Origin of the sequence: Amycolatopsis sp., assembly GCF_036008905.1 — a bacterium.
GTDB lineage: Bacteria > Actinomycetota > Actinomycetes > Mycobacteriales > Pseudonocardiaceae > Amycolatopsis.
Map to the genome: position 1 here is coordinate 1 of NZ_DASYMU010000220.1, position 17,540 is coordinate 17,540.

Annotated in this window: 17 protein-coding genes; 7 read left to right on the plus strand and 10 right to left on the minus strand. The window is 67.7% G+C overall.

Annotation, left to right across the window (positions count from 1 at the left end):
* Window positions 1-79: 79 nt before the first annotated feature.
* Genes VGP60_RS35545 through VGP60_RS35560 form a run of 4 tightly spaced genes read right to left on the minus strand, consistent with a single transcriptional unit; the run spans window position 80 to window position 3,737 of the window.
* Window positions 80-1,240 (minus strand): sulfotransferase, encoded by a 1,161-nt coding sequence (locus VGP60_RS35545; protein ID WP_327552579.1) that lies wholly within the window; start codon window positions 1,238-1,240, stop codon window positions 80-82.
* A 9-nt stretch (window positions 1,241-1,249) separates the two neighbouring features.
* Window positions 1,250-2,041, minus strand: coding sequence for an SDR family oxidoreductase (locus VGP60_RS35550; RefSeq protein ID WP_327552580.1), 792 nt, complete (start codon window positions 2,039-2,041; stop codon window positions 1,250-1,252).
* A 4-nt stretch (window positions 2,042-2,045) separates the two neighbouring features.
* Window positions 2,046-3,209, minus strand: coding sequence for a hypothetical protein (locus VGP60_RS35555; protein ID WP_327552581.1), 1,164 nt, complete (start codon window positions 3,207-3,209; stop codon window positions 2,046-2,048).
* Between the two features lie 39 nt (window positions 3,210-3,248).
* Complete coding sequence (locus VGP60_RS35560; RefSeq protein WP_327552582.1) at window positions 3,249-3,737, minus strand: nuclear transport factor 2 family protein; 489 nt, start codon at window positions 3,735-3,737, stop codon at window positions 3,249-3,251.
* 85 nt (window positions 3,738-3,822) lie between these two features.
* Between VGP60_RS35560 and cysD the strand changes: the two genes are divergently transcribed.
* Both cysD and cysC read left to right on the plus strand, forming a co-directional pair.
* Window positions 3,823-4,728 (plus strand): sulfate adenylyltransferase subunit CysD, encoded by a 906-nt coding sequence (cysD, locus tag VGP60_RS35565; RefSeq protein WP_327552583.1) that lies wholly within the window; start codon window positions 3,823-3,825, stop codon window positions 4,726-4,728.
* On the plus strand, window positions 4,728-6,533 hold the full coding sequence (gene cysC / locus VGP60_RS35570; protein WP_327552584.1) for an adenylyl-sulfate kinase: 1,806 nt from the start codon (window positions 4,728-4,730) through the stop codon (window positions 6,531-6,533). Before cysD ends, cysC begins: the two co-directional genes overlap by 1 nt.
* A gap of 172 nt (window positions 6,534-6,705) precedes the next feature.
* Here cysC and VGP60_RS35575 read toward each other — a convergent pair whose 3' ends face one another.
* The gene (locus VGP60_RS35575; protein WP_327552585.1) at window positions 6,706-6,915 is read right to left on the minus strand and encodes a hypothetical protein; all 210 of its coding nucleotides are present in this window, start codon (window positions 6,913-6,915) and stop codon (window positions 6,706-6,708) included.
* A gap of 47 nt (window positions 6,916-6,962) precedes the next feature.
* Here VGP60_RS35575 and VGP60_RS35580 point away from each other — a divergent pair, with 47 nt between their 5' ends.
* Window positions 6,963-7,379 (plus strand): hypothetical protein, encoded by a 417-nt coding sequence (locus VGP60_RS35580; protein WP_327552586.1) that lies wholly within the window; start codon window positions 6,963-6,965, stop codon window positions 7,377-7,379.
* Between the two features lie 69 nt (window positions 7,380-7,448).
* Here VGP60_RS35580 and VGP60_RS35585 read toward each other — a convergent pair whose 3' ends face one another.
* The 3 genes from VGP60_RS35585 to VGP60_RS35595 all read right to left on the minus strand — a co-directional run bounded on the left by VGP60_RS35585 (window position 7,449) and on the right by VGP60_RS35595 (window position 9,849).
* Window positions 7,449-7,892, minus strand: coding sequence for a hypothetical protein (locus tag VGP60_RS35585; protein ID WP_327552587.1), 444 nt, complete (start codon window positions 7,890-7,892; stop codon window positions 7,449-7,451).
* A 125-nt stretch (window positions 7,893-8,017) separates the two neighbouring features.
* On the minus strand, window positions 8,018-8,311 hold the full coding sequence (locus VGP60_RS35590; RefSeq protein ID WP_327552588.1) for a hypothetical protein: 294 nt from the start codon (window positions 8,309-8,311) through the stop codon (window positions 8,018-8,020).
* Between the two features lie 530 nt (window positions 8,312-8,841).
* Window positions 8,842-9,849, minus strand: coding sequence for a glutathione S-transferase family protein (locus VGP60_RS35595; RefSeq protein WP_327552589.1), 1,008 nt, complete (start codon window positions 9,847-9,849; stop codon window positions 8,842-8,844).
* A 207-nt stretch (window positions 9,850-10,056) separates the two neighbouring features.
* Here VGP60_RS35595 and VGP60_RS35600 point away from each other — a divergent pair, with 207 nt between their 5' ends.
* Window positions 10,057-11,187, plus strand: a complete 1,131-nt coding sequence (locus VGP60_RS35600; RefSeq protein ID WP_327552590.1) for a sialidase family protein — start codon at window positions 10,057-10,059, stop codon at window positions 11,185-11,187.
* Between the two features lie 137 nt (window positions 11,188-11,324).
* Here VGP60_RS35600 and VGP60_RS35605 read toward each other — a convergent pair whose 3' ends face one another.
* Complete coding sequence (locus tag VGP60_RS35605) at window positions 11,325-11,852, minus strand: winged helix-turn-helix domain-containing protein (protein WP_327552591.1); 528 nt, start codon at window positions 11,850-11,852, stop codon at window positions 11,325-11,327.
* 75 nt (window positions 11,853-11,927) lie between these two features.
* On the opposite strand from VGP60_RS35605, the gene VGP60_RS35610 reads away from it, so the two are divergent.
* The gene (locus VGP60_RS35610) at window positions 11,928-13,157 is read left to right on the plus strand and encodes an MFS transporter (protein ID WP_327552592.1); all 1,230 of its coding nucleotides are present in this window, start codon (window positions 11,928-11,930) and stop codon (window positions 13,155-13,157) included.
* Here the strand turns inward: VGP60_RS35610 and VGP60_RS35615 are convergent.
* Entirely contained in the window at window positions 13,154-14,257 is a 1,104-nt protein-coding gene (locus VGP60_RS35615; protein ID WP_327552593.1) for a M20 family metallopeptidase, read from the minus strand. The genes VGP60_RS35610 and VGP60_RS35615 overlap by 4 nt on opposite strands.
* 528 nt (window positions 14,258-14,785) lie before the next feature.
* Between VGP60_RS35615 and VGP60_RS35620 the strand changes: the two genes are divergently transcribed.
* Window positions 14,786-16,003 carry a threonine synthase gene (locus VGP60_RS35620; RefSeq protein WP_327552594.1) on the plus strand — a complete coding sequence of 406 codons (1,218 nt, stop codon included), beginning with the start codon at window positions 14,786-14,788 and terminating at the stop codon, window positions 16,001-16,003.
* A gap of 19 nt (window positions 16,004-16,022) precedes the next feature.
* Complete coding sequence (locus tag VGP60_RS35625) at window positions 16,023-17,540, plus strand: ABC transporter substrate-binding protein (protein WP_327552595.1); 1,518 nt, start codon at window positions 16,023-16,025, stop codon at window positions 17,538-17,540.

Genomic DNA, 17,540 nt, shown 5'->3' on the forward strand with positions numbered 1-17,540 from the left:
GTGAGTGGCTACAAGTGTTCTATAATAACACTTGTAGCCACTCACGACCCCTGCCCAGCGGAAACGTCCAGCAAGGCCGTCACTGGGCGTGGGCCTGCAGGTAGTCGCCGAAGCGGGCGTCTACCTCCTCGCCGGTCAGGCCGAAATCGGCCAGCTGGTAGCGGTGCGAAGGCCGCCGTTCGCCGGACCGGCTTTCGGTGTGCAAGGTGGCCATCGCGGTTTCGGCTTCGGGGGTCAGCGGGAGGCCGAAATGGGCGTAGATCGACTCGACGGTGCCGATCGGGTCGGCGACGAAGTCGTCGTAGTGGACGTCGTAGAAGCGGTTCGGATCGTGCCTCGCGCGGGCCGAGCTGAAGCTGTCGAGCCCGCCGGCCCAGAGGTCGAGCTGGGCGCGGCCGACGACCGCTCCCCGGTAGACGTCGGACCAGCCTTCGGTCGCGCGTTCGGTGAGGCTGCACACCGACGCCATCGCCACCCGCGGCGCGCGGTGTGTCTGGATCACCAGCGCGTCCGGGTACGCCTCGAACAGCGCGTCGACCGCGAACAGGTGGCTGGGGTTCTTGAGTACCCAGCGTTTCCCGGCGTCGGGCAGGCCGATGAGCTGCAGGTTACGGCGATGCCTGCGGTAGGCGTCCGTCCAATCCCGACCGTCCAACCAGGACGAATAGCCAGGCAGGAAAGCCAGGCACTCGAAGGAGATCGACGTCATCGACTGCCGCAGCAGTTGCCAGCACTCCTCGACCTGCTCGGCCGACATGAAATGCAGCCCCATGAATTCCGGATGCTCGACGTGATGCTGCTCGTAGGCGGACTGAAGTCGTTGGAACACCGGGTTGTCCGGCCACGTCTCGCGTGGCGGCCGGGGCTGGGGCACCTCGGTGAGCCACACCTCCAGTCCCTGGTGCGCCGGATCCTCGGTGAGCAGCCGGTGCAGCGCGGTGGTCCCGGTGCGGGGAAGCCCGGTGACGAAGATCGGCCGCTCGATCGCCACCTGGGCGTAGTCCGGATACTGCTTCCAGCCCGACTCGCTGAGCAGCCGGGCCATCAGCGCGCCGCGCAGGAACGCGCGTTTCACCTTGTTGCCCAACGGGGTCAGGCCCGCGTCGCGCTCGTAGGACTCAAGCAGCACCTGAAGTCCGTCGAGGTAGTCGCCGGAGCCGAAGTCGGTCAGTCCGGTGACCTTCGTGGCCGAGGCGTGCAGGTCTTCGACGGTGCCGACGTCGTCACGTCCGAGAGGCATTTTGCTCCTTCAGTGGTGGTACTCGCCACCGTTGACGTCGAGGCACTGCCCGGTGATGATCCGGGCCAGCGGCGAGGCGAGGAACACCACGGCGTCGGCGATCTCGTCCGGCTCCGGCAGCTTCCGCAGGTCGATGGTGGCCGCGGTCTCGTCGTAGACCTGTTGCGGTTCGACGCCGCGTTTCTCGGCCAGGTAAGCGAAGTACCACTTCAGCGAGTCCGCCCAGATATAGCCCGGCGCGACGGTGTTGACCCGGATGCCGCGTGGCCCGAGTTCGGTGGCGAGGCTCTGCGCGAGGGCGAGCAGGCTGGCCTTGGCCATCTTGTACGGGCCGAAGGTGCGGCGGGAATGGCGCAGCACCGCCGAGTTGATCATCACCACCGAGCCGCCGGTGTCTTCGAGCGCAGGGGTGAACAACCGGGTCAGGCGCAGCGCGGCGAGCGACGACGCTTCGAACCCGGCCCGGACGTCATCGAGGTCGACCTCCAGCAGATCGGTGATCGGCGGGATCGCGAACGCGTTGTTCACCAAGGTGTCCACCCGGCCGAACGCCTCCACCGCCTGGTCGGCCAGCTGTGTGGCGGACGCGTCGTCGGTGATGTCGGTGGGGACCGTCACCGCGCGCCGGCCCAGGTCGGTGACCTCTTTGGCCACCTCCGCGAGCCGCGATTCGGTGCGGGCGGCGAGAACGATGTCGGCACCGGCGTGCGCGCAGCGAAGCGCGATCGAGCGCCCGAGCCCGGGGCCGATGCCGGAGACGACCACGACTTTCCCTTGGAGTAACGGTGTTTGCGGGGACACAGTTTCAGCCCAGCATCCTGGCGGCCACGGCCGCCTGTCGGGTCGCGATCGTCGCCGCGTACTGCTCGGGAGTCACACGCGCGGTGTCGTAGAACGGAAGCCGCTCGGGGAGTTCGTCCACCTCGACCACCTCGACTTCGGGCCCGTCCTCGGCGGTGAGGTCGCGGGACAGGCGCTGCCAGCGGATCTGCACGTAACCGCGGGCATGCCCGGTGCGTTCGAGCCAGTTCGCCAACCCGGGATCCCGTTCGCTGATCACGAATCGGATCTTCCCGTCCGGGTCCACGTGCGCCTGGTCGGCGGTGAGGCTCGTCTGGTGGTTGAGGTAGTCCAGCGACAGGTACCACATGCTGCCGAGCTGGATGCCCTGGTAAGGCGCGTCCGACTTCGGCACGGTGACCACCATCGCCTGGTTGTCGGCCAGTTCGTAGTGCCCGGCGGAGGAGAACTGCGTGGTGAGCCCGCCCGGGGTGGACCGCGGCGCGGTCATCGTGTTCACCGGCAGCTTCAGGTAGAACCACTCGGGAAAAGCGAGGAACGTCTTGAGCCGCCCCAGCAACATCTTTCCCGCGACGCCGTAGCGTTTGCGGATCAGGTCCTCGGTCAGTGCCGCGGGCGCCGAGCCGACGCGGTCCGCGCGCTGGATGCGCAGCACACCACGGTTTTCGGCCGTCCAGTCGCTGTACACCTCGCGCACCACGAGCATCGCCGAGCCGGGTCCGAGCGTGAAGTGATTCGGGCCTGAACACTCAGGGCCGAACCGGACCTCGAACTCGCCGTCCTCGCCGATCTTGATTTCCCGATCGTCGAACGCGGTGAGACTGTCCGGCACGTCGACGGGGGAGTAGTCGCCGTTGAGCACCTGGAAACTCAGGTCCCGGGTGCTGCCCCGCCTGCCGGTGACAATGTATTCGGCGTCGTCGCGGATGTTGGCGTGGAAGTACAGCGTGTCCGGGTTGTCGAGGCCCATTTTCGTGTACGGCCCGGTGGACTGCGTGAAGAACGGGAAGTCGCGTTCGTAGGCCCAGGCCATCTGCATCGAGGCCCGGATGCTGCCCGCGAGATAGTCGTAGCCCTCCAGCAGGTCCTGTTCGGTCCGGATATGCGGGGCTTCCGTGATGATCTTTTCGGCCGCCAGTACCGCGTCGGCGAACGGCTGGGTGAACAACCGGGTCTCCTTATGGTCCGAATTCGATGAGAACGCGTTCTAAGACTGGGTTTGTTCGACCGGTGCCCAGCGGTTCGCGGTGAGCCGGAAACCCGGGAGGTCGGCGTAGGAGAACACGGCTTCGTAGGTCCGGGTGTAGCCAGTGCGGCTGATCCGCCAGACGCCGTCCTCGCCGCGGGCGTAGGTGTCTTCGTAGAACGCGGCGCCCTGGATCACCGTCTTGTGCTCGCTGGCGATCACGGTGTCCTCGAAGCCCCAGGTCCCGGTGGCGGTGTCGCCGTCGATGTCGATTTCGGGCTGGCTCGCCAGATGCACCGTGGTGATACCGGGCCCGAGTGTCTCCCGCATGAACCGCACGATCTCGTCGCGGCCGGTCAGGAGCAGTGGTTTGCCGTAGACCGGGGTCCCGTAGTCGGCGACGGCGTCCGGCGTGAGGGTCTCGGCGAGGTCGTCCCAGAGCTTCAGGTCGACGCAGCGCAGATAGCGGTACTTCAGCCGGCGAATTTCTTCGAGAGCGACGAGGTCCATGCCAGGCAGTTTCCTCCGCGCCTTGACCGCGCACAAGAACCTGTTCTACTTTTCGACAGTGTGAAGGTCGAGAAGGCGGTGCGCGGTGACCACGAGCTACGAGCTTTCCCATCTGGGCGCGCTGGAAGCCGAATCCGTGCACATCTTCCGCGAGGTGGCGGCGACCTTCGAACACCCGGTCCTGCTGTTCTCCGGCGGCAAGGACTCGGTGGTCATGCTGCACCTGGCGGCCAAGGCGTTCTGGCCCGCGCCGCTGCCGTTCCCGGTGATGCACGTCGACACCGGGCACAACTTCGACGAGGTGCTCGCGTTCCGGGACCACACCGTGCGGAGACTCGGTGTACGGCTGGTCGTCAGCAGCGTGCAGGACGATATCGACGCCGGACGCGTGGTGGAACAACCAGGCGCCGGACGCAACCGGCTGCAGACCACGGCGTTGCTGCGGGCGATCGGTGCCAACGGGTTCGACGCGGTGTTCGGCGGCGCCCGGCGCGACGAGGAGAAGGCTCGCGCGAAGGAACGGGTGTTCAGCTTCCGCGACGAGTTCGGGCAATGGGATCCGCGAGCGCAGCGGCCTGAGCTGTGGAGCCTCTACAACGGCGGCCACCACAAGGGCGAGCACATCCGCGTCTTCCCGCTGTCGAACTGGACCGAGCTGGACATCTGGCAGTACATCCTCGACGAGGGCATCGAACTGCCGTCGCTCTACTACGCGCATCGCCGCGAAGTCGTCCAGCGCGACGGGATGCTGCTCGCGCACACGCGGTTCCTCGCCCTGCAAGACGGCGAAAAGCCTTACGAGGCACTGGTCCGGTTCCGGACCGTGGGCGACGCGACCTGCACGGGCTGCGTCGAATCCGCCGCGGTGACCCCGGAAGCCGTGGTCGCCGAAGTGGCCGCCACCCGCGTCACCGAACGCGGTGCGACCCGGGCCGACGACCGGATTTCCGAGGCGGGCATGGAAGACCGGAAGAAGGAAGGCTACTTCTGATGGCCCGCTTGCTGCGGATCGCCACGGCCGGCAGCGTCGACGACGGCAAGTCGACGCTCATCGGCCGCCTGCTCTACGACTCCAAGACGATCTTCGCCGACCAGCTGGCCGCGCTCGAACGTGTCAGCGCGCAACGCGGCGAGGAACACCCGAACCTCGCGCTGCTGACCGACGGCCTGCGTGCCGAGCGGGAACAGAACATCACCATCGACGTCGCCTACCGGTATTTCGCCACCCCGCGGCGGAAGTTCATCATCGCCGACACCCCGGGCCATATCCAGTACACCCGCAACATGGTCACCGGCGCCTCGACGGCCGACCTCGCGCTGATCCTGGTCGACGCCAGGAAGGGCCTGCTGGAGCAGTCGCGGCGGCACGCGTTCCTCGCGAGCCTGCTCGGCGTCCCGCACATGGTGCTGTGCGTGAACAAGATGGACCTGGCCGGGTACTCGCAGGAGCGCTTCGACGAAATCCGCGAGGACTTCCTCCGGTTCGCGATGAAACTCGACGTCCACGACCTGAGCTTCGTGCCGGTTTCGGCGCTGCACGGCGACAACGTGGTGCACCGCGGCGCGGAGATGCCGTGGTACGAGGGGTTGCCGCTGCTGCACCAGCTGGAGCAGGTGCACGTCGCCTCGGACAGGAACCTGATCGACGCCCGGTTCCCCGTGCAGTACGTGATCCGCTCGAAGGAGTACCGCGGGTACGCGGGAACAGTGGCCGGCGGCGTGTTCAAACCGGGGGACGAGGTCGTCGTGCTGCCGTCGGGCTTCGCCACCACAGTCCGCGAGATCCGGGGCCCCGGCGGAGTGCCGGTGCGGGAGGCGTTCGCGCCGCAGTCGGTGACGCTGCGGCTGACCGACGATCTCGACGTCGCGCGCGGCGACCTCGTCTGCCGCCCCGGCAACCGGCCGCACGCCGGACAGGAACTCGACGCCATGGTCTGCTGGCTCACCGAACGCTCCCGGCTGACGCCGGGCGCGCGGTACGTCGTCCAGCACACCACGCGGCAGACGCCCGCCCGCGTGCGCGAACTCGACTACCGCCTCGACGTCAACACGCTCCACCGCGACGACAGCGCGGAAAGCCTGACCCTCAACGAGATCGGCCGGATCAAGCTGCGCACGCAACAGCCGCTGCTGTTCGATCCCTATCGCCGCAACCGGGACACCGGTGGTTTCATCCTGATCGACGAAGCCACGCACGACACCGTCGCCGCGGGCATGATCACCGGGCCCACGCTGCCGGCGTCGAACGTGGTGTGGCATTCGGCCGCGGTCGCCAGGAAGGACCGCGCCACCCGCGGGATGACGATCTGGCTCACCGGACTGTCCGCGTCGGGCAAGTCCACGCTGGCGGTGGAGATCGAGCGGCGGTTGGTCGCCGCGGGCAGGCCCGCCTACCTCCTCGACGGGGACAACCTCCGGCACGGCCTCACCTCGGACCTCGGCTTCAGCGCGCAGGATCGCGCCGAGAACGTGCGCCGGGTCGGCGAGGTCGCGAAGCTGTTCGCCGACGCCGGGGTGATCGCGATCGTCTCGCTGATCAGCCCGTACCTGGCCGGCCGCGAGCTGGCGCGAACCGCGCACGAGACCGCGGGCCTGTCCTTTGTGGAGGTCTACGTCGACACGCCGCTCGAGGTCTGTGAGGCACGGGATCCGAAAGGGATGTACGCCAAGGCCCGGGCCGGGGAGATCACCGGGTTCACCGGTATCGACGATCCCTACGAGGTGCCGCCCGACCCCGAACTCGTGCTGCGCCCGGATACCGACGACGCCGCCGGAGCCGTGCTCGACCTGCTGTGACGGCTCACCGGAGTTCGAGAGTGGCGAGTAGCCGGGTCTGGGCGTTCACCCACGCCGTGACCCGGGCCTGTTCGTCCTCGCCGAGCGCCTTCACGAACAGGACCAGATGATCCGCCGCCGTGCTCAGGCCGACCTTCGCCAGCAGCCGACGGTGTGCGCCACCGGTTCTGGTTCAGCTGGTCAGGTCGGCGAGATCGGCGAGGAGTTCGGACGCGCTCAACGCGTCCAGCTCCCCGAAAAGCAACCCGTCGCGATGGTTCCACTTCGAGCCGGGGGCGTCGTTGAGCCAGACATTCTCGATCGTCTGCTCGGGAAACTCGCGCATCGCGGAAAAGGTGCCGGTGATCAACGGAGGTGCGCGGACTGGGTATCTTTCACTCATCGCCTCCAACCCCGGCGGGTACGTCAGACGATCGAAGGGAAAGCCGAGTGGCAACGTGGAACGACCTGGTGCGGTACGTCAGGCTCCGCTACGAGGTGATGCGGGGTGATGAGGACGAGATGAGGATCCTGTACCGGCTGGGCGACCAGGACGAGGACAGCATCATCGAGGAACGCACCCAGGTGATGATCCTGGCGCGCGAAGAGCTCGACAAGGAAGAGGACTGGGTCCAGATCGCCACCCCCTTCGCCAAGGTCGCCGGCGTGGACGTCAACGCCGTTCTCGAGGAGATGGGCCAGACCACGGTCGTCGGCGGCGCGGTGATCATGGGCGAGTGGCTCGTGCTCCGGCACTCGCTGCCGCTGCGGAACCTGCAGTACAACGAGCTCGACGACCCGCTCCACCTGGTGGCGAGCGCCGCCGACACGCTCGAACACCGGTACGTCGGCGGCGACAACTTCTAGCCCTGCCGACCCGAAAACCCGGAATGGCCCGTCTCGCGGATCGCGGGACGGGCCATTCCGGGCTTCAGGTCAGCGAGGGACGATCTCGAACTTTGAGCCGCTCGTGGTGAACGGAGAGGCCACGAGGTCGAAATGGCGGTACTCGCCCACGATTTGCCAGGGCCCGATGATCTGGATCCGATACTTGCCAGCGGGTCCGGTCGCCGTGCTGTCGCCGTTCGCGTCCGTGCGGGCGGCGATGATCCGGCCGTTGCCGACATCGGTCAGCACCAGCTTCGTGTCGGCCAGCCCTTCACCGGCATCGGAGCTCCCGTTCCCGTTGTCGTCGCGGTAGAACTGCCCGCCGGTGGAGTCCTGCATACCGGTCACCTTCACGGTGGCCAGGGTTTCCGGGCCGCCGTCCGGGCCGGGATCCAGGTTGAAGTCACACCCCTGGCCGAGGTGCCCGAAGTAGGCGTTGACCGCTCGTACTTTGCCGGCCACGACGAAGGTGCGGCTCTGCCCGGCGGGCATCGTCACTCCCGCGGCGGAGGAGTGGAGTTCGCCCCACGCGGCGGGGGTGATTTCGAGGTCCCGCCCGAATCCGCCACGGTCACAGGTCGCCCTGATCCCCGCGATCGGCTGCGAACTCGTGTTCGTCAGCTGATGACCAGCTGTGCCGGGTCGTCGGCGACGTAGGACTTCTTGTCGAGGTACGTCGTGGCCGACAGATCCGCGGAAAGGGGCCGCCGCGCTAGGAACGAAAGTCCGTTGTTGGCTCCGGAACCGTCGAGCCGGAAGCTTTTGTCGTTGTTCGGGACGTACCACTCCCTGGACAGGCCGGTGGCGGTGACGTAGTAGTCCGTGCCGACGGGGATGTCGGTGACGGAGAATCTGCCATCGGCGTCGGTGGTCCGCTCGGCCACAACGCGGTCGATCCCCTGCCCCAGCACCGCTTTGACCCCGGGCAGACCTTCGCCCGGTGACGCCGAACCGTTGCCGTTACGCGGCCGCCGAGCCAGACGTTATGGGTATGCCCAGGGGTAATGGATGCGCCGCCGCCGTTCGGGTCGATTTGTCCCCAGAACTCGACGGCGAAGGCCGACCCCGCGATGTTCGTCATGCTGCCGAACGCGGGTTTGGACGCGACGTCGCCGATATTGTGACGGTCACGTGCACCAAGATGAGTTCCCCGACCAGGCGAGGTCCGCCCGTGACCGAGGCGGTGACCCGCAGATCGACGGTCGGACCTGGTTGCGCGGCGGCCGGTGTGGCGGCCAATCCACTCAGCACCAGTGAAAAGATGCCGCCGCCAGTATTCGGGCAGCACGAAATGTACCTGTGGACATGCGATGTTCGCCCTAGAACTCACCCCGATGCGAGCCCCAGAAATCCTCGCACCTGGTTTCGCGACGCTACCGGGAGATCCGGACATTGCCGGTGCGGACGTATCGAACCGTTACCAGTGCACGTGGGCGCTTTGTCAGGCGGCTACGGCTTCTTCGGGGGCGACCGGGCCGGGCGGGGTGCCGTCGCCGAACGGGCGGCCACCGAGCTGCTCCCGGTCGTGCGGCGTCGTCCAGCCCGACAGGTCCGGGCCCGCCGGGATGATGCCGCTCGGGTTCACGTCCCGGTGCACGACGTAGTAGTGCTCCTTGATCTGGGCGAAGTCGATGGTGTCGCCGAAACCCGGGGTCTGGAACAGGTCGCGGGTGTAGGCCCACAGCACGGGCATCTCGGTGAGCTTGGTGCGGTTGCACTTGAAGTGGCCGTGGTAGACCGCGTCGAAGCGGACCAGCGTGGTGAACAGCCGGATGTCGGCCTCGGTGATGGTGTCACCAACCAGGTAGCGGCGGGTGGACAGGTGTTCGGAAAGGACGTCCAGCCGGGTGAACAGCTTGTGGTACGCCCGCTCGTAGGCTTCCTGGCTACCGGCGAAACCGGCTTGGTAGACGGCGTTGTTGACGTCCTTGAAGACGTCGGCGTTGATCCGGTCGATCTCGTCGCGGTGCCGTTCCGGATAGAGGTCGGGGGCGCCCACACGGTGGTATGCGCGCCACTCCGATGAGAGGTCCAGGGTGAGCTGCGCGAAGTCGTTGGTGACGACCTTGCCGCTCGGGACGTCGACGATGGCGGGCACGGTGATGCCGAGCGGATAGTCCGGGTCCCTGGCGAAGAAGGCCTCCTGAAGCCGCTCGATGCCCAGGACGGGATCGCGGCCGCCCGGATCGAGGTCGAAGGTCCAGCTGCGCGCGTCATGGGTGGGACCGCAGATGCCCATGGACAGGACGGGTTCGAGGCCGAGCAGCCGCCGCACGATCACCGCCCGGTTGGCCCACGGGCACGCCCGGCTGACGACGAGGCGGTAGCGACCGGGTTCGACCGGGTAGCCGTCGCGGCCGTCGGCGGTCACACGGGTGGTCAGGTAGCGCTGGTCGCGAACGTAGTCCGTGTCGGGGGCGACTGAGGAGGGATCACGATCCGTGGTCATGCGGTGCATCCTTCTGCCGGGGGTGCTCTGTTCGAGGCTATCCCGCCCGCGGCCGGCGCACGACTGGCCCTTGACGTGCGGGGTGGCGGCTCTTAGGTTCGGACATCAGACGTGGGACATCCCATGTCCTACCCTCTTCCCCGAGGAGTGCCGGTGTCCCCGCGTTCCAGGCTTGCCACGACCTTGTTGGCCACTGCCTTGCTCTGCGTGTCTTTCGCGCCCCAGGCTTCGGCGGCGCCGCCAAGTCGTTGTGCCGCTTCCGTGCCGTTCGCCTCGGGCACCGACGGCTATCACACCTTCCGCATCCCGGCCCTCGTGCGCACCGCCACCGGTGCCCTGCTGGCGTTCGCCGAGGGGCGCCGGGACTCGGCAGGCGACTCGGGCGCGATCGAGGTCGTCTCGCGCGCGTCACGGGACGGTGGCTGTACCTGGGGCCCGCTGTCGGTGGTGTCGTCCAATGGGGACGCCACCGCGGGCAACCCGAGCCCGGCTCTCACGCGACACGGCGACCTCGTGCTGCTGACCACCCGCAACGGGCGGGTCTCCGAAGCCGAGATCATGTCGGGCAAGGCGTCCGAACAGGACAGTCGCCGCGTGTTCGTCCAGCGCAGCAAGGACAACGGCCGCACCTGGAGCGCGGCGACGGACATCACCGCGGACACCAAGCAGGCGGACTGGCGCTGGTACGCCACCGGCCCCGGTCACGCGATCACCTTGCGGCACGGCCCGCACGCCGGCCGGATCGTGGTGCCCGCCAACCATTCCTGCGCGCCACCGGCCGGCTCGGCTGACGTCGGCACCGAGGCGAAATACTACGGCGGGCACGACCTGTACAGCGACGACGACGGCCGGACCTGGCACATCGGCTTCCGCGACGACCGGACCGACGGTGTGATCGCGGCCAACGAAACCACCGTGACCGAGCTGCCGGACGGCAAACTGTACTTCTCCAGCCGCAACCAGGGCTCCTCGCCGTCACGCCGGGTCGACGCCTACAGCACGGACGGCGGCAAGACCCTCACCGAGCCGTACCAGCCACAGGAAACCCTGACCGGCCCGAAGGTCCAAGGCAGCGTGATGCAAACCTCGAAACGCGACCTGCTGGTGTTCTCCGGCCCGTCCGACCCCGCGGCGCGGACGGTCATGCAGCTGCGGATCAGCACCGACCGCGGCCAGAGCTGGCAGCCGGGTCTGACGGTGACCGCCGGTCCCGCCGCGTACTCCGACCTGGTCCAGATCGACCCCCGCACGATCGGCCTGATCTACGAGACCGGCACCGCCGGACCGTACGAAACCCTGACCTTCCAACGGATCCCACTCGGAGAGGTCAAGGGCTAGTAGTAGAACGCTGTGGTGCCTCAGGGATCGTGAGTCGAGCGCGGTGTTCGCCATCTGTCGACAGGTGGCGGTCTCTTGGTTCGTGAGAGATCACGTGATGTCGACATCTTGCGGGTTGTCGCTGACCGCGATGGGGGCTAATCAGCAAGCTGATGCAGGACGATGATGCCGCCATGCGCCGGCTGATCAAGCCGTTGGCCCTCGGTTTCGAGGTACTCGTCGATGATCGCAAGGACGCGGCTGCTGAGCGTCGCCGCGTCTTCGGGGGAGAGGTGCAGCGCGAACCGGGCGAAAGCGCGGACGGAATCCGTCCCCGCCTCGTTCAGTTCGTCCTTGAGCGCGTCGATCGGAGCGAACGCGGCGTCCGCGTCGGTGTCGGGCGGGTCGTCGAGCCACCACGACCGTGCCTTCGAGCGGTAGGGCTTTTCCAGCGCGCCGCTCTCGCCGGTACGCACCGGCGCCTGCTCCAGCAAACCCGCATCGGCAAGCTGCCGGACGTGGTAGAGCACAGTGCCCGGATCGCGGTCGAGCCGGTCGGCCAGCTGCTTGTTGGTCAACTCTTGCTGCCAGCACAACCGCAGGATCCGCAAGCGCAGCGGATGCGCCAGAGCCTTCGCCTCGCGAGCGGTTGCCTCCCGTCGAGGTCGTGAAGCGTGATCATCCATCACGTCAGCGTAGCCCACCGATAGACAACAGTCAGATCGATTGAGTTTTCTCAATCGATGTGCGATCCTCCATCAATGACCGACGAACCGGGAGCCCTGGGCGGTGCCTACTGGCGGATGTGGACCTCGTCGGGCCTGTCCAACCTGGCCGACGGTGTTCTCAAGGTTGCCCTCCCGCTGGTCGCCCTCGATTTCACCCGATCGCCCGCACTGATCGCGGGGCTCGCGTTCGCCTTCACGCTGCCGTGGCTGCTGTTCGCCCTTCCGGCGGGCGCGCTCGTCGACAGGCTCGACCGCCGCCGCGCGATGCTGGGTGCCAACGGTGTCCGGGCCGCACTGCTGGCGGGGCTCGCGCTGGGCGTTATGTTCGACGTCGGTTCCATCTGGGCGCTGTACGTCGTCGCGCTCGGGGCGGGCGTCGCCGAGACGATCTACGACACGTCGGCGCAGTCGATTCTGCCGCAGCTGGTGCGGCGCGACCAGCTGTCGCGCGCCAATGGGCGGTTGTACGCGGCCGAGTTGTCGGCCAATGAGTTCGTCGGGCCGCCGCTGGCCGGGTTCCTGGCCGCGGCGGGTGCGTTCGTCGCGCTGGCGTCGCCGGCGGGGCTCTGGGTCGTCGCGGTGGTGGTGCTGCTGTTCGTGCGGGGTTCCTTCCGGGTCGAACGCGGGCCTCGTACCACCTTGCGTGCCGACATCGCCGAAGGGCTGCGTTTCCTGTGGCACAACCGGCTTTTGCGGATGTTCGCGGTCATGGTCGGGGTGTTCAACTTCGCCACGAACGCGACTTTCGCGGTCTTCGTGCTGTACGCTGTCGGCCCCGGATCGGCCATGGGGCTGTCCACTCAGGCCTTCGGCGTGCTGCTGGCGACCCTGGCCGGCGGGAGTCTGGTGGGTTCGTTCGCCGCCGAAGTGGCCGAGCGGAAGTTCGGCCGCTCGCGGGTGCTGTGGGCGTCCATCGTCGGTGGCGCGCTGACCGTCGGTGTCCCGGCGTTGACGGGGAATCCGTTCTTGATCGGCACGGCGTTCTTCGTCGGCGGCGTCGCGCTCGTCATCTCGAACGTGGTCATGGTGTCGCTGCGGCAGCGGATCACCCCTGACCGGCTGCTCGGGCGGCTCAACAGCAGTCACCGTCTCGTCGCCTGGGGCAGCAGGCCGCTCGGCGCGGCCGCCGGTGGAGTGCTGGCGCAGGTGCTCGGGCTTCGCTCGGTGTTCGCCATCATGGCGGTGGTACTGCTGATCCTGTTGGCAGGCATGAGAAACCTGAGCGACTCGGCCATGGCCGCCGCCGAGCGCGAAGCCGGCTAGCCGGCAAATGCCAATGAGCCGAGGAACTCTGTGAGCGCCCGGCAATACGGTTCGATCGTGGTGACGTCGGCGTACTCGCCGGGGCCGTGCTGGCCGTCACCGCCGATGCCGAAGATGACGGCGTCGATACCGTGCTGGTAGTAGAAGCGGCCGTCGGCGGCGCCGTGTTTGCGCAGGAACTCCGCCGAGTAGCCCTGGTTTTCCGCCGCCCGGCGGAGTTTCGCGACGTAATCGGTGGTCGGATCGGCTTTGTGGGGCGGATCCAGGTTGGCGACGGTCACCGTCACCCCAGGCGGGCAGTGGGCCGACAGGTGCTTGGTGATCTCGTCGCTTGTGCGGCCGTCGAAGTCGCTGTCTTCCGGGGGATAACGAATGTCGAGCCAGGCGGTCGCGTCGGCCGGGATCTGGTTGAGGGCCTGGTTCGTGGTCTCGATCCGCGCGAGGTTGATCGTGGTCCGCCAGACCTCCTCGGTGACCGGGGGATAGGCGGCCATCAGGCCGTCGATGCCCTTCATCAGGGTGAGCAGCGCGTTTTCGCCCAGCCAGGGGTACGCGCTGTGGGCGGCGCGCCCGGTCGCGTGCACCGAAGCGGTGAGCAAACCCTTCGACTCGGCGACGATCCGCAGTCCGCTGTGCTCGCCGATGACGACGAATTCGCCGCGCACCCCGCGTTCGAGCTGGTAGCGCGTTCCGTCCCGGCCGCCGACCTCCTCGTCGGTGACGAGTTGCAGCGCGATCGGGTAGGGCAACGACGCGGCCAGTTCGCGGAAGACCCTGGCCTGTATCAACGCCGAGATCTTCATGTCCTGGGCGCCCCGGCCGTACAGCCGGGTGCCGTCCCGGCGCGGGCGGAACCGCTCGGGTGTCGCGGGCACGACGTCGAGATGGGCGTTGAGGATGACCCGGAACCGCGGCCGTGTCTTGCCCGAGTACACCAGCGCGCTGGGTTTCCCGTTTGACTCGAAGCGTTCGGCGGTGAAGCCGGGGCCGAGAGTGGCGAGCACGAATTCCAAGGCGCGGTACAGGTTTTCGGGCCGGTCCGCGGTCGACGGGATCGCGAGAAGTTCCTCGGCTTCGGTCAGGAAGAGGTCCAGGTCCACGCGCATATGGTGCCCGGCGGCCGTGGGGTGCGGCTAGCGCCGAACGCGGTAACCACTTGCCGTGCAGGTTGTGAGTCGCTGGGGCGCACGATGGACCGGGTGCCGGGGTTGAGCCGGACCACGGAGCATGCCGCCGCGCTGCCCAAGGGCGGCCGGCCGCCGCTGATGTGGCGCTGGGACTCGTAGCCCACTCGCCATCTGTCGACAGGTGGCGATCTTTTAGTTCGTAAGAGATCACCACCTGTCGACATCTCGCGCCGCGTCCGGCGGACCTGGAAGTACCCCAAAGCGGCGTTGGGGGCGTGACGGCTTCAGCGCGGCGCACTTTCCCGCGAAAGTGCGTTCCGCGGGGATTGTGCGACTCGCCATCTGTCGACAGGTGGCGATCTCTTAGTTCGTGAGAGATCACGAGGTGTCGACATCTTGTCGGGGTTTGAGTGTGAGCGTCGCAGTAGGTGGGCAGGGGTTGACGCGGGCGTGTTTTGGATCCAATATGTCGGGCAACTGTCGCCGTCCGGAGGAGAATCCGTGGCCTTTTCAGCTCTCACCCACCTGGAGTGCTCGCGGACCGGGGAGCGGTATGACGCCGAGAAGGTGCAGGGGACCTCGGCGGCCGGGGCGCCGCTGCTGGCGCGGTACGACCTGGAGCGGGTTCGCGAGACGGTGACGCGCGAGGAGATCGCGAGCCGGGCGCCGGATTTGTGGCGTTACCACGAGCTGTTGCCGGTGCGTGCCGAGGAGAACATCGTCAGTCTTGGCGAGGGCATGACGCCGTTGCTGAACCTGCCCAACTACGCCAAGCAGATCGGGCTTTCCCGGCTGCTCATGAAGGACGAAGGGCTCGTCCCGACGGGCACCTTCAAGGCCAGGGGAGCGGCGGTCGGCGTCAGCCGGGCCAGTGAGCTCGGGGTCCGCGGGGTCGCGATGCCGACCAATGGCAACGCCGGCGCGGCGTGGGCGCTGTACGCGGCGCGCGCCGGGATGGCGAGTCTCATCGCGATGCCGGTCGACGCGCCCGCCATCACCAGGGCGGAGTGCCACGCGGCCGGGTCGGAGCTGTACCTCGTCGACGGCCTGATCGGGGACGCCGGAAAGCTCATCGGCGCCGCGGTCGCCGAACGCGACGGCTATCAGGACGTGTCGACGCTGAAAGAGCCGTATCGGCTTGAAGGCAAGAAGACCATGGGCTACGAGATCGTCGAGCAACTCGGCTGGCGGATGCCCGACGTCATTCTTTATCCGACCGGCGGCGGCGTCGGGATCATCGGGATCTACAAGGCCCTGCGGGAAATGGTCGAGCTCGGCTGGGTGACCGGCCCGCTGCCGCGGCTCGTCGCGGTTCAGGCAACGGGCTGCGCCCCGATCGTCGAAGCCTTCAAAAACGGAGCCCGGGAGAGCGAACCGTTCCCGGATGCCAAGACCGTCGCCTTCGGCATCACCGTGCCCAAGGCGCTCGGCGACTTCCTGGTGCTCGAAGGGGTCTACGACACCGGCGGCACCGCCATCGCGGTCACCGACGAGGATCTGCTCGCCGCGCAGGTCGAGCTGGCCACCGCGGAGGGCACGTTCATCTGCCCGGAGGGCGCGGCCTGTTTCGTCGCCGCCAAGCAGTTGCGTGAAGCCGGGTGGCTCGGCGAGGACGACGAGGTTGTCGTGCTCAACACCGGTACCGGCGTGAAGTACCCGGAGACGGTGGCGGTCGACGTGCCGACGCTGGCGAAGGACGGCCGTATTCCCGCTAGGTAAACAGATTGGATCCGATCCAATGGGACGGGATCGCACACGTAAGGCCGTGGCCGCGATGGCGGTCGCGCTGGCGACCGCCGCCTGCGGCATCGCCCCGGCCACCGAAGGACGCGACGCGTCCACCCTGGTCATCGACACCACGAACTATCCGTCCACACTGGACCCCGGCCAGCAGTACGACACCGACAGCTATTCGGTGTACCGCAACATCTTCGACCCGCTGCTGCGCCGGGACCCGAAGACGAACGAGCTGGAACCGTCGATCGCGACCTCCTGGTCGCAGGTCGATCCGAAGACGTGGAAGTTCGCCATCCGGCCCGGCGTCACCTTCAGCGACGGTACCCCGCTGACTGCGGCGGACGCGGCCTTCAGCCTCAACCGCATCCTCGACAAGAGCTTCGGCAGTCAGCAGTACGCGAACTTCTCCGTCGTCAGTGCCGCGTCGGCGGAAGGCCCGGATCTGATCGTGCGGACGTCGGTGCCGTCGCCGACCCTGCTCAGCTACCTGACGACGTTGTCCGTGGTCCCCGAGGCGTACGTGAAGAGGGTGGGGGACAAGGAGTTCGCGGCCAAGCCGATCGGCTCCGGACCGTACGTGCTCGCGTCGGCGACAGCGGGCTCGGAGATCGTGCTGCGGGCCAATCCGACGTGGTGGGGACCGGCGCCGCAGGTGCGCGGCGCGGTGTTCCGCGCCGTGCCCAACGTCGCCAGCCGGGTCGCGGACCTGCAGTCCCGCAAGGCCGACCTCGTCACCACGCTCACCCCGGACGCCGCCGACCAGATCACCCGCGACCCCAAGCTGTCGATCCTCTCCACGCCGACCGAGCGCGTCGCCTATGTCGCCTTCAACGCCATCAACGGCGGCGCCGTCAACGATCCGCGCGTCCGGCACGCGATCGCGGCCGCGATCAACTACGACGCGCTCATCAAGAACCTCCAGCGCGGCTACGCGAAACCGATCAACTCCCTGCTCAGCCCGCTCGCGTTCGGCTACGACACGAGCCTGCCGGACAACCGGTACGACCCGGCCACGGCGAACCGCTTGATCGACGAAGCCGGCGTGCGCGGCGCGACCGTGGTGATGGCGACCTCGCCGTCGTTCAACCCGCAGATCGTGCAGGCCATCCAGGCCGACCTCGCCGCGGTCGGGCTCCAGGTCGAGATCCGCAACACCGACCAGGCGACCTACCTCAAGAAGGTCCAGGCACCCGCGCACGACTGGGGCGCGGTGCGCTTCGGCCGCTGGTCGTGCTCGTGCCTCGACGCCGACGGCGTGATCTACCCGCTCTTCCACACCGGCACGATCTGGAGCTCCTACTCGAATCCCGCTTTCGACAAGCTGGTCGAGCAAGCCAGGACCGTCACCGATCCGGCGAAACGCGTCGAACTGTACAACGCGTCGTTCCGGATCCTCGCCGACGACCTCCCCGGCATCGGGCTGTTCCAGGACTACGCGATCTACGGCGCCAACTCCCGTCTCGGCTGGACACCGGACGCGCAGGAAAGCTTCTTCCTGACCGACATGAAGGTGAGCTGA

Bases quoted from the DNA above. Each gene is read 5' to 3' on its own strand.
- VGP60_RS35545 (WP_327552579.1), bottom strand. From the start codon at position 1,240: ATGCCTCTCGGACGTGACGACGTCGGCACCGTCGAAGACCTGCACGCC.
- VGP60_RS35560 (WP_327552582.1), bottom strand. From the start codon at position 3,737: ATGGACCTCGTCGCTCTCGAAGAAATTCGCCGGCTGAAGTACCGCTAT.
- cysC (WP_327552584.1), top strand. From the start codon at position 4,728: ATGGCCCGCTTGCTGCGGATCGCCACGGCCGGCAGCGTCGACGACGGC.
- VGP60_RS35575 (WP_327552585.1), bottom strand. From the start codon at position 6,915: ATGAGTGAAAGATACCCAGTCCGCGCACCTCCGTTGATCACCGGCACC.
- VGP60_RS35585 (WP_327552587.1), bottom strand. From the start codon at position 7,892: ATGCCCGCCGGGCAGAGCCGCACCTTCGTCGTGGCCGGCAAAGTACGA.
- VGP60_RS35595 (WP_327552589.1), bottom strand. From the start codon at position 9,849: ATGACCACGGATCGTGATCCCTCCTCAGTCGCCCCCGACACGGACTAC.
- VGP60_RS35605 (WP_327552591.1), bottom strand. From the start codon at position 11,852: ATGGATGATCACGCTTCACGACCTCGACGGGAGGCAACCGCTCGCGAG.
- VGP60_RS35610 (WP_327552592.1), top strand. From the start codon at position 11,928: ATGACCGACGAACCGGGAGCCCTGGGCGGTGCCTACTGGCGGATGTGG.
- VGP60_RS35625 (WP_327552595.1), top strand. From the start codon at position 16,023: ATGGGACGGGATCGCACACGTAAGGCCGTGGCCGCGATGGCGGTCGCG.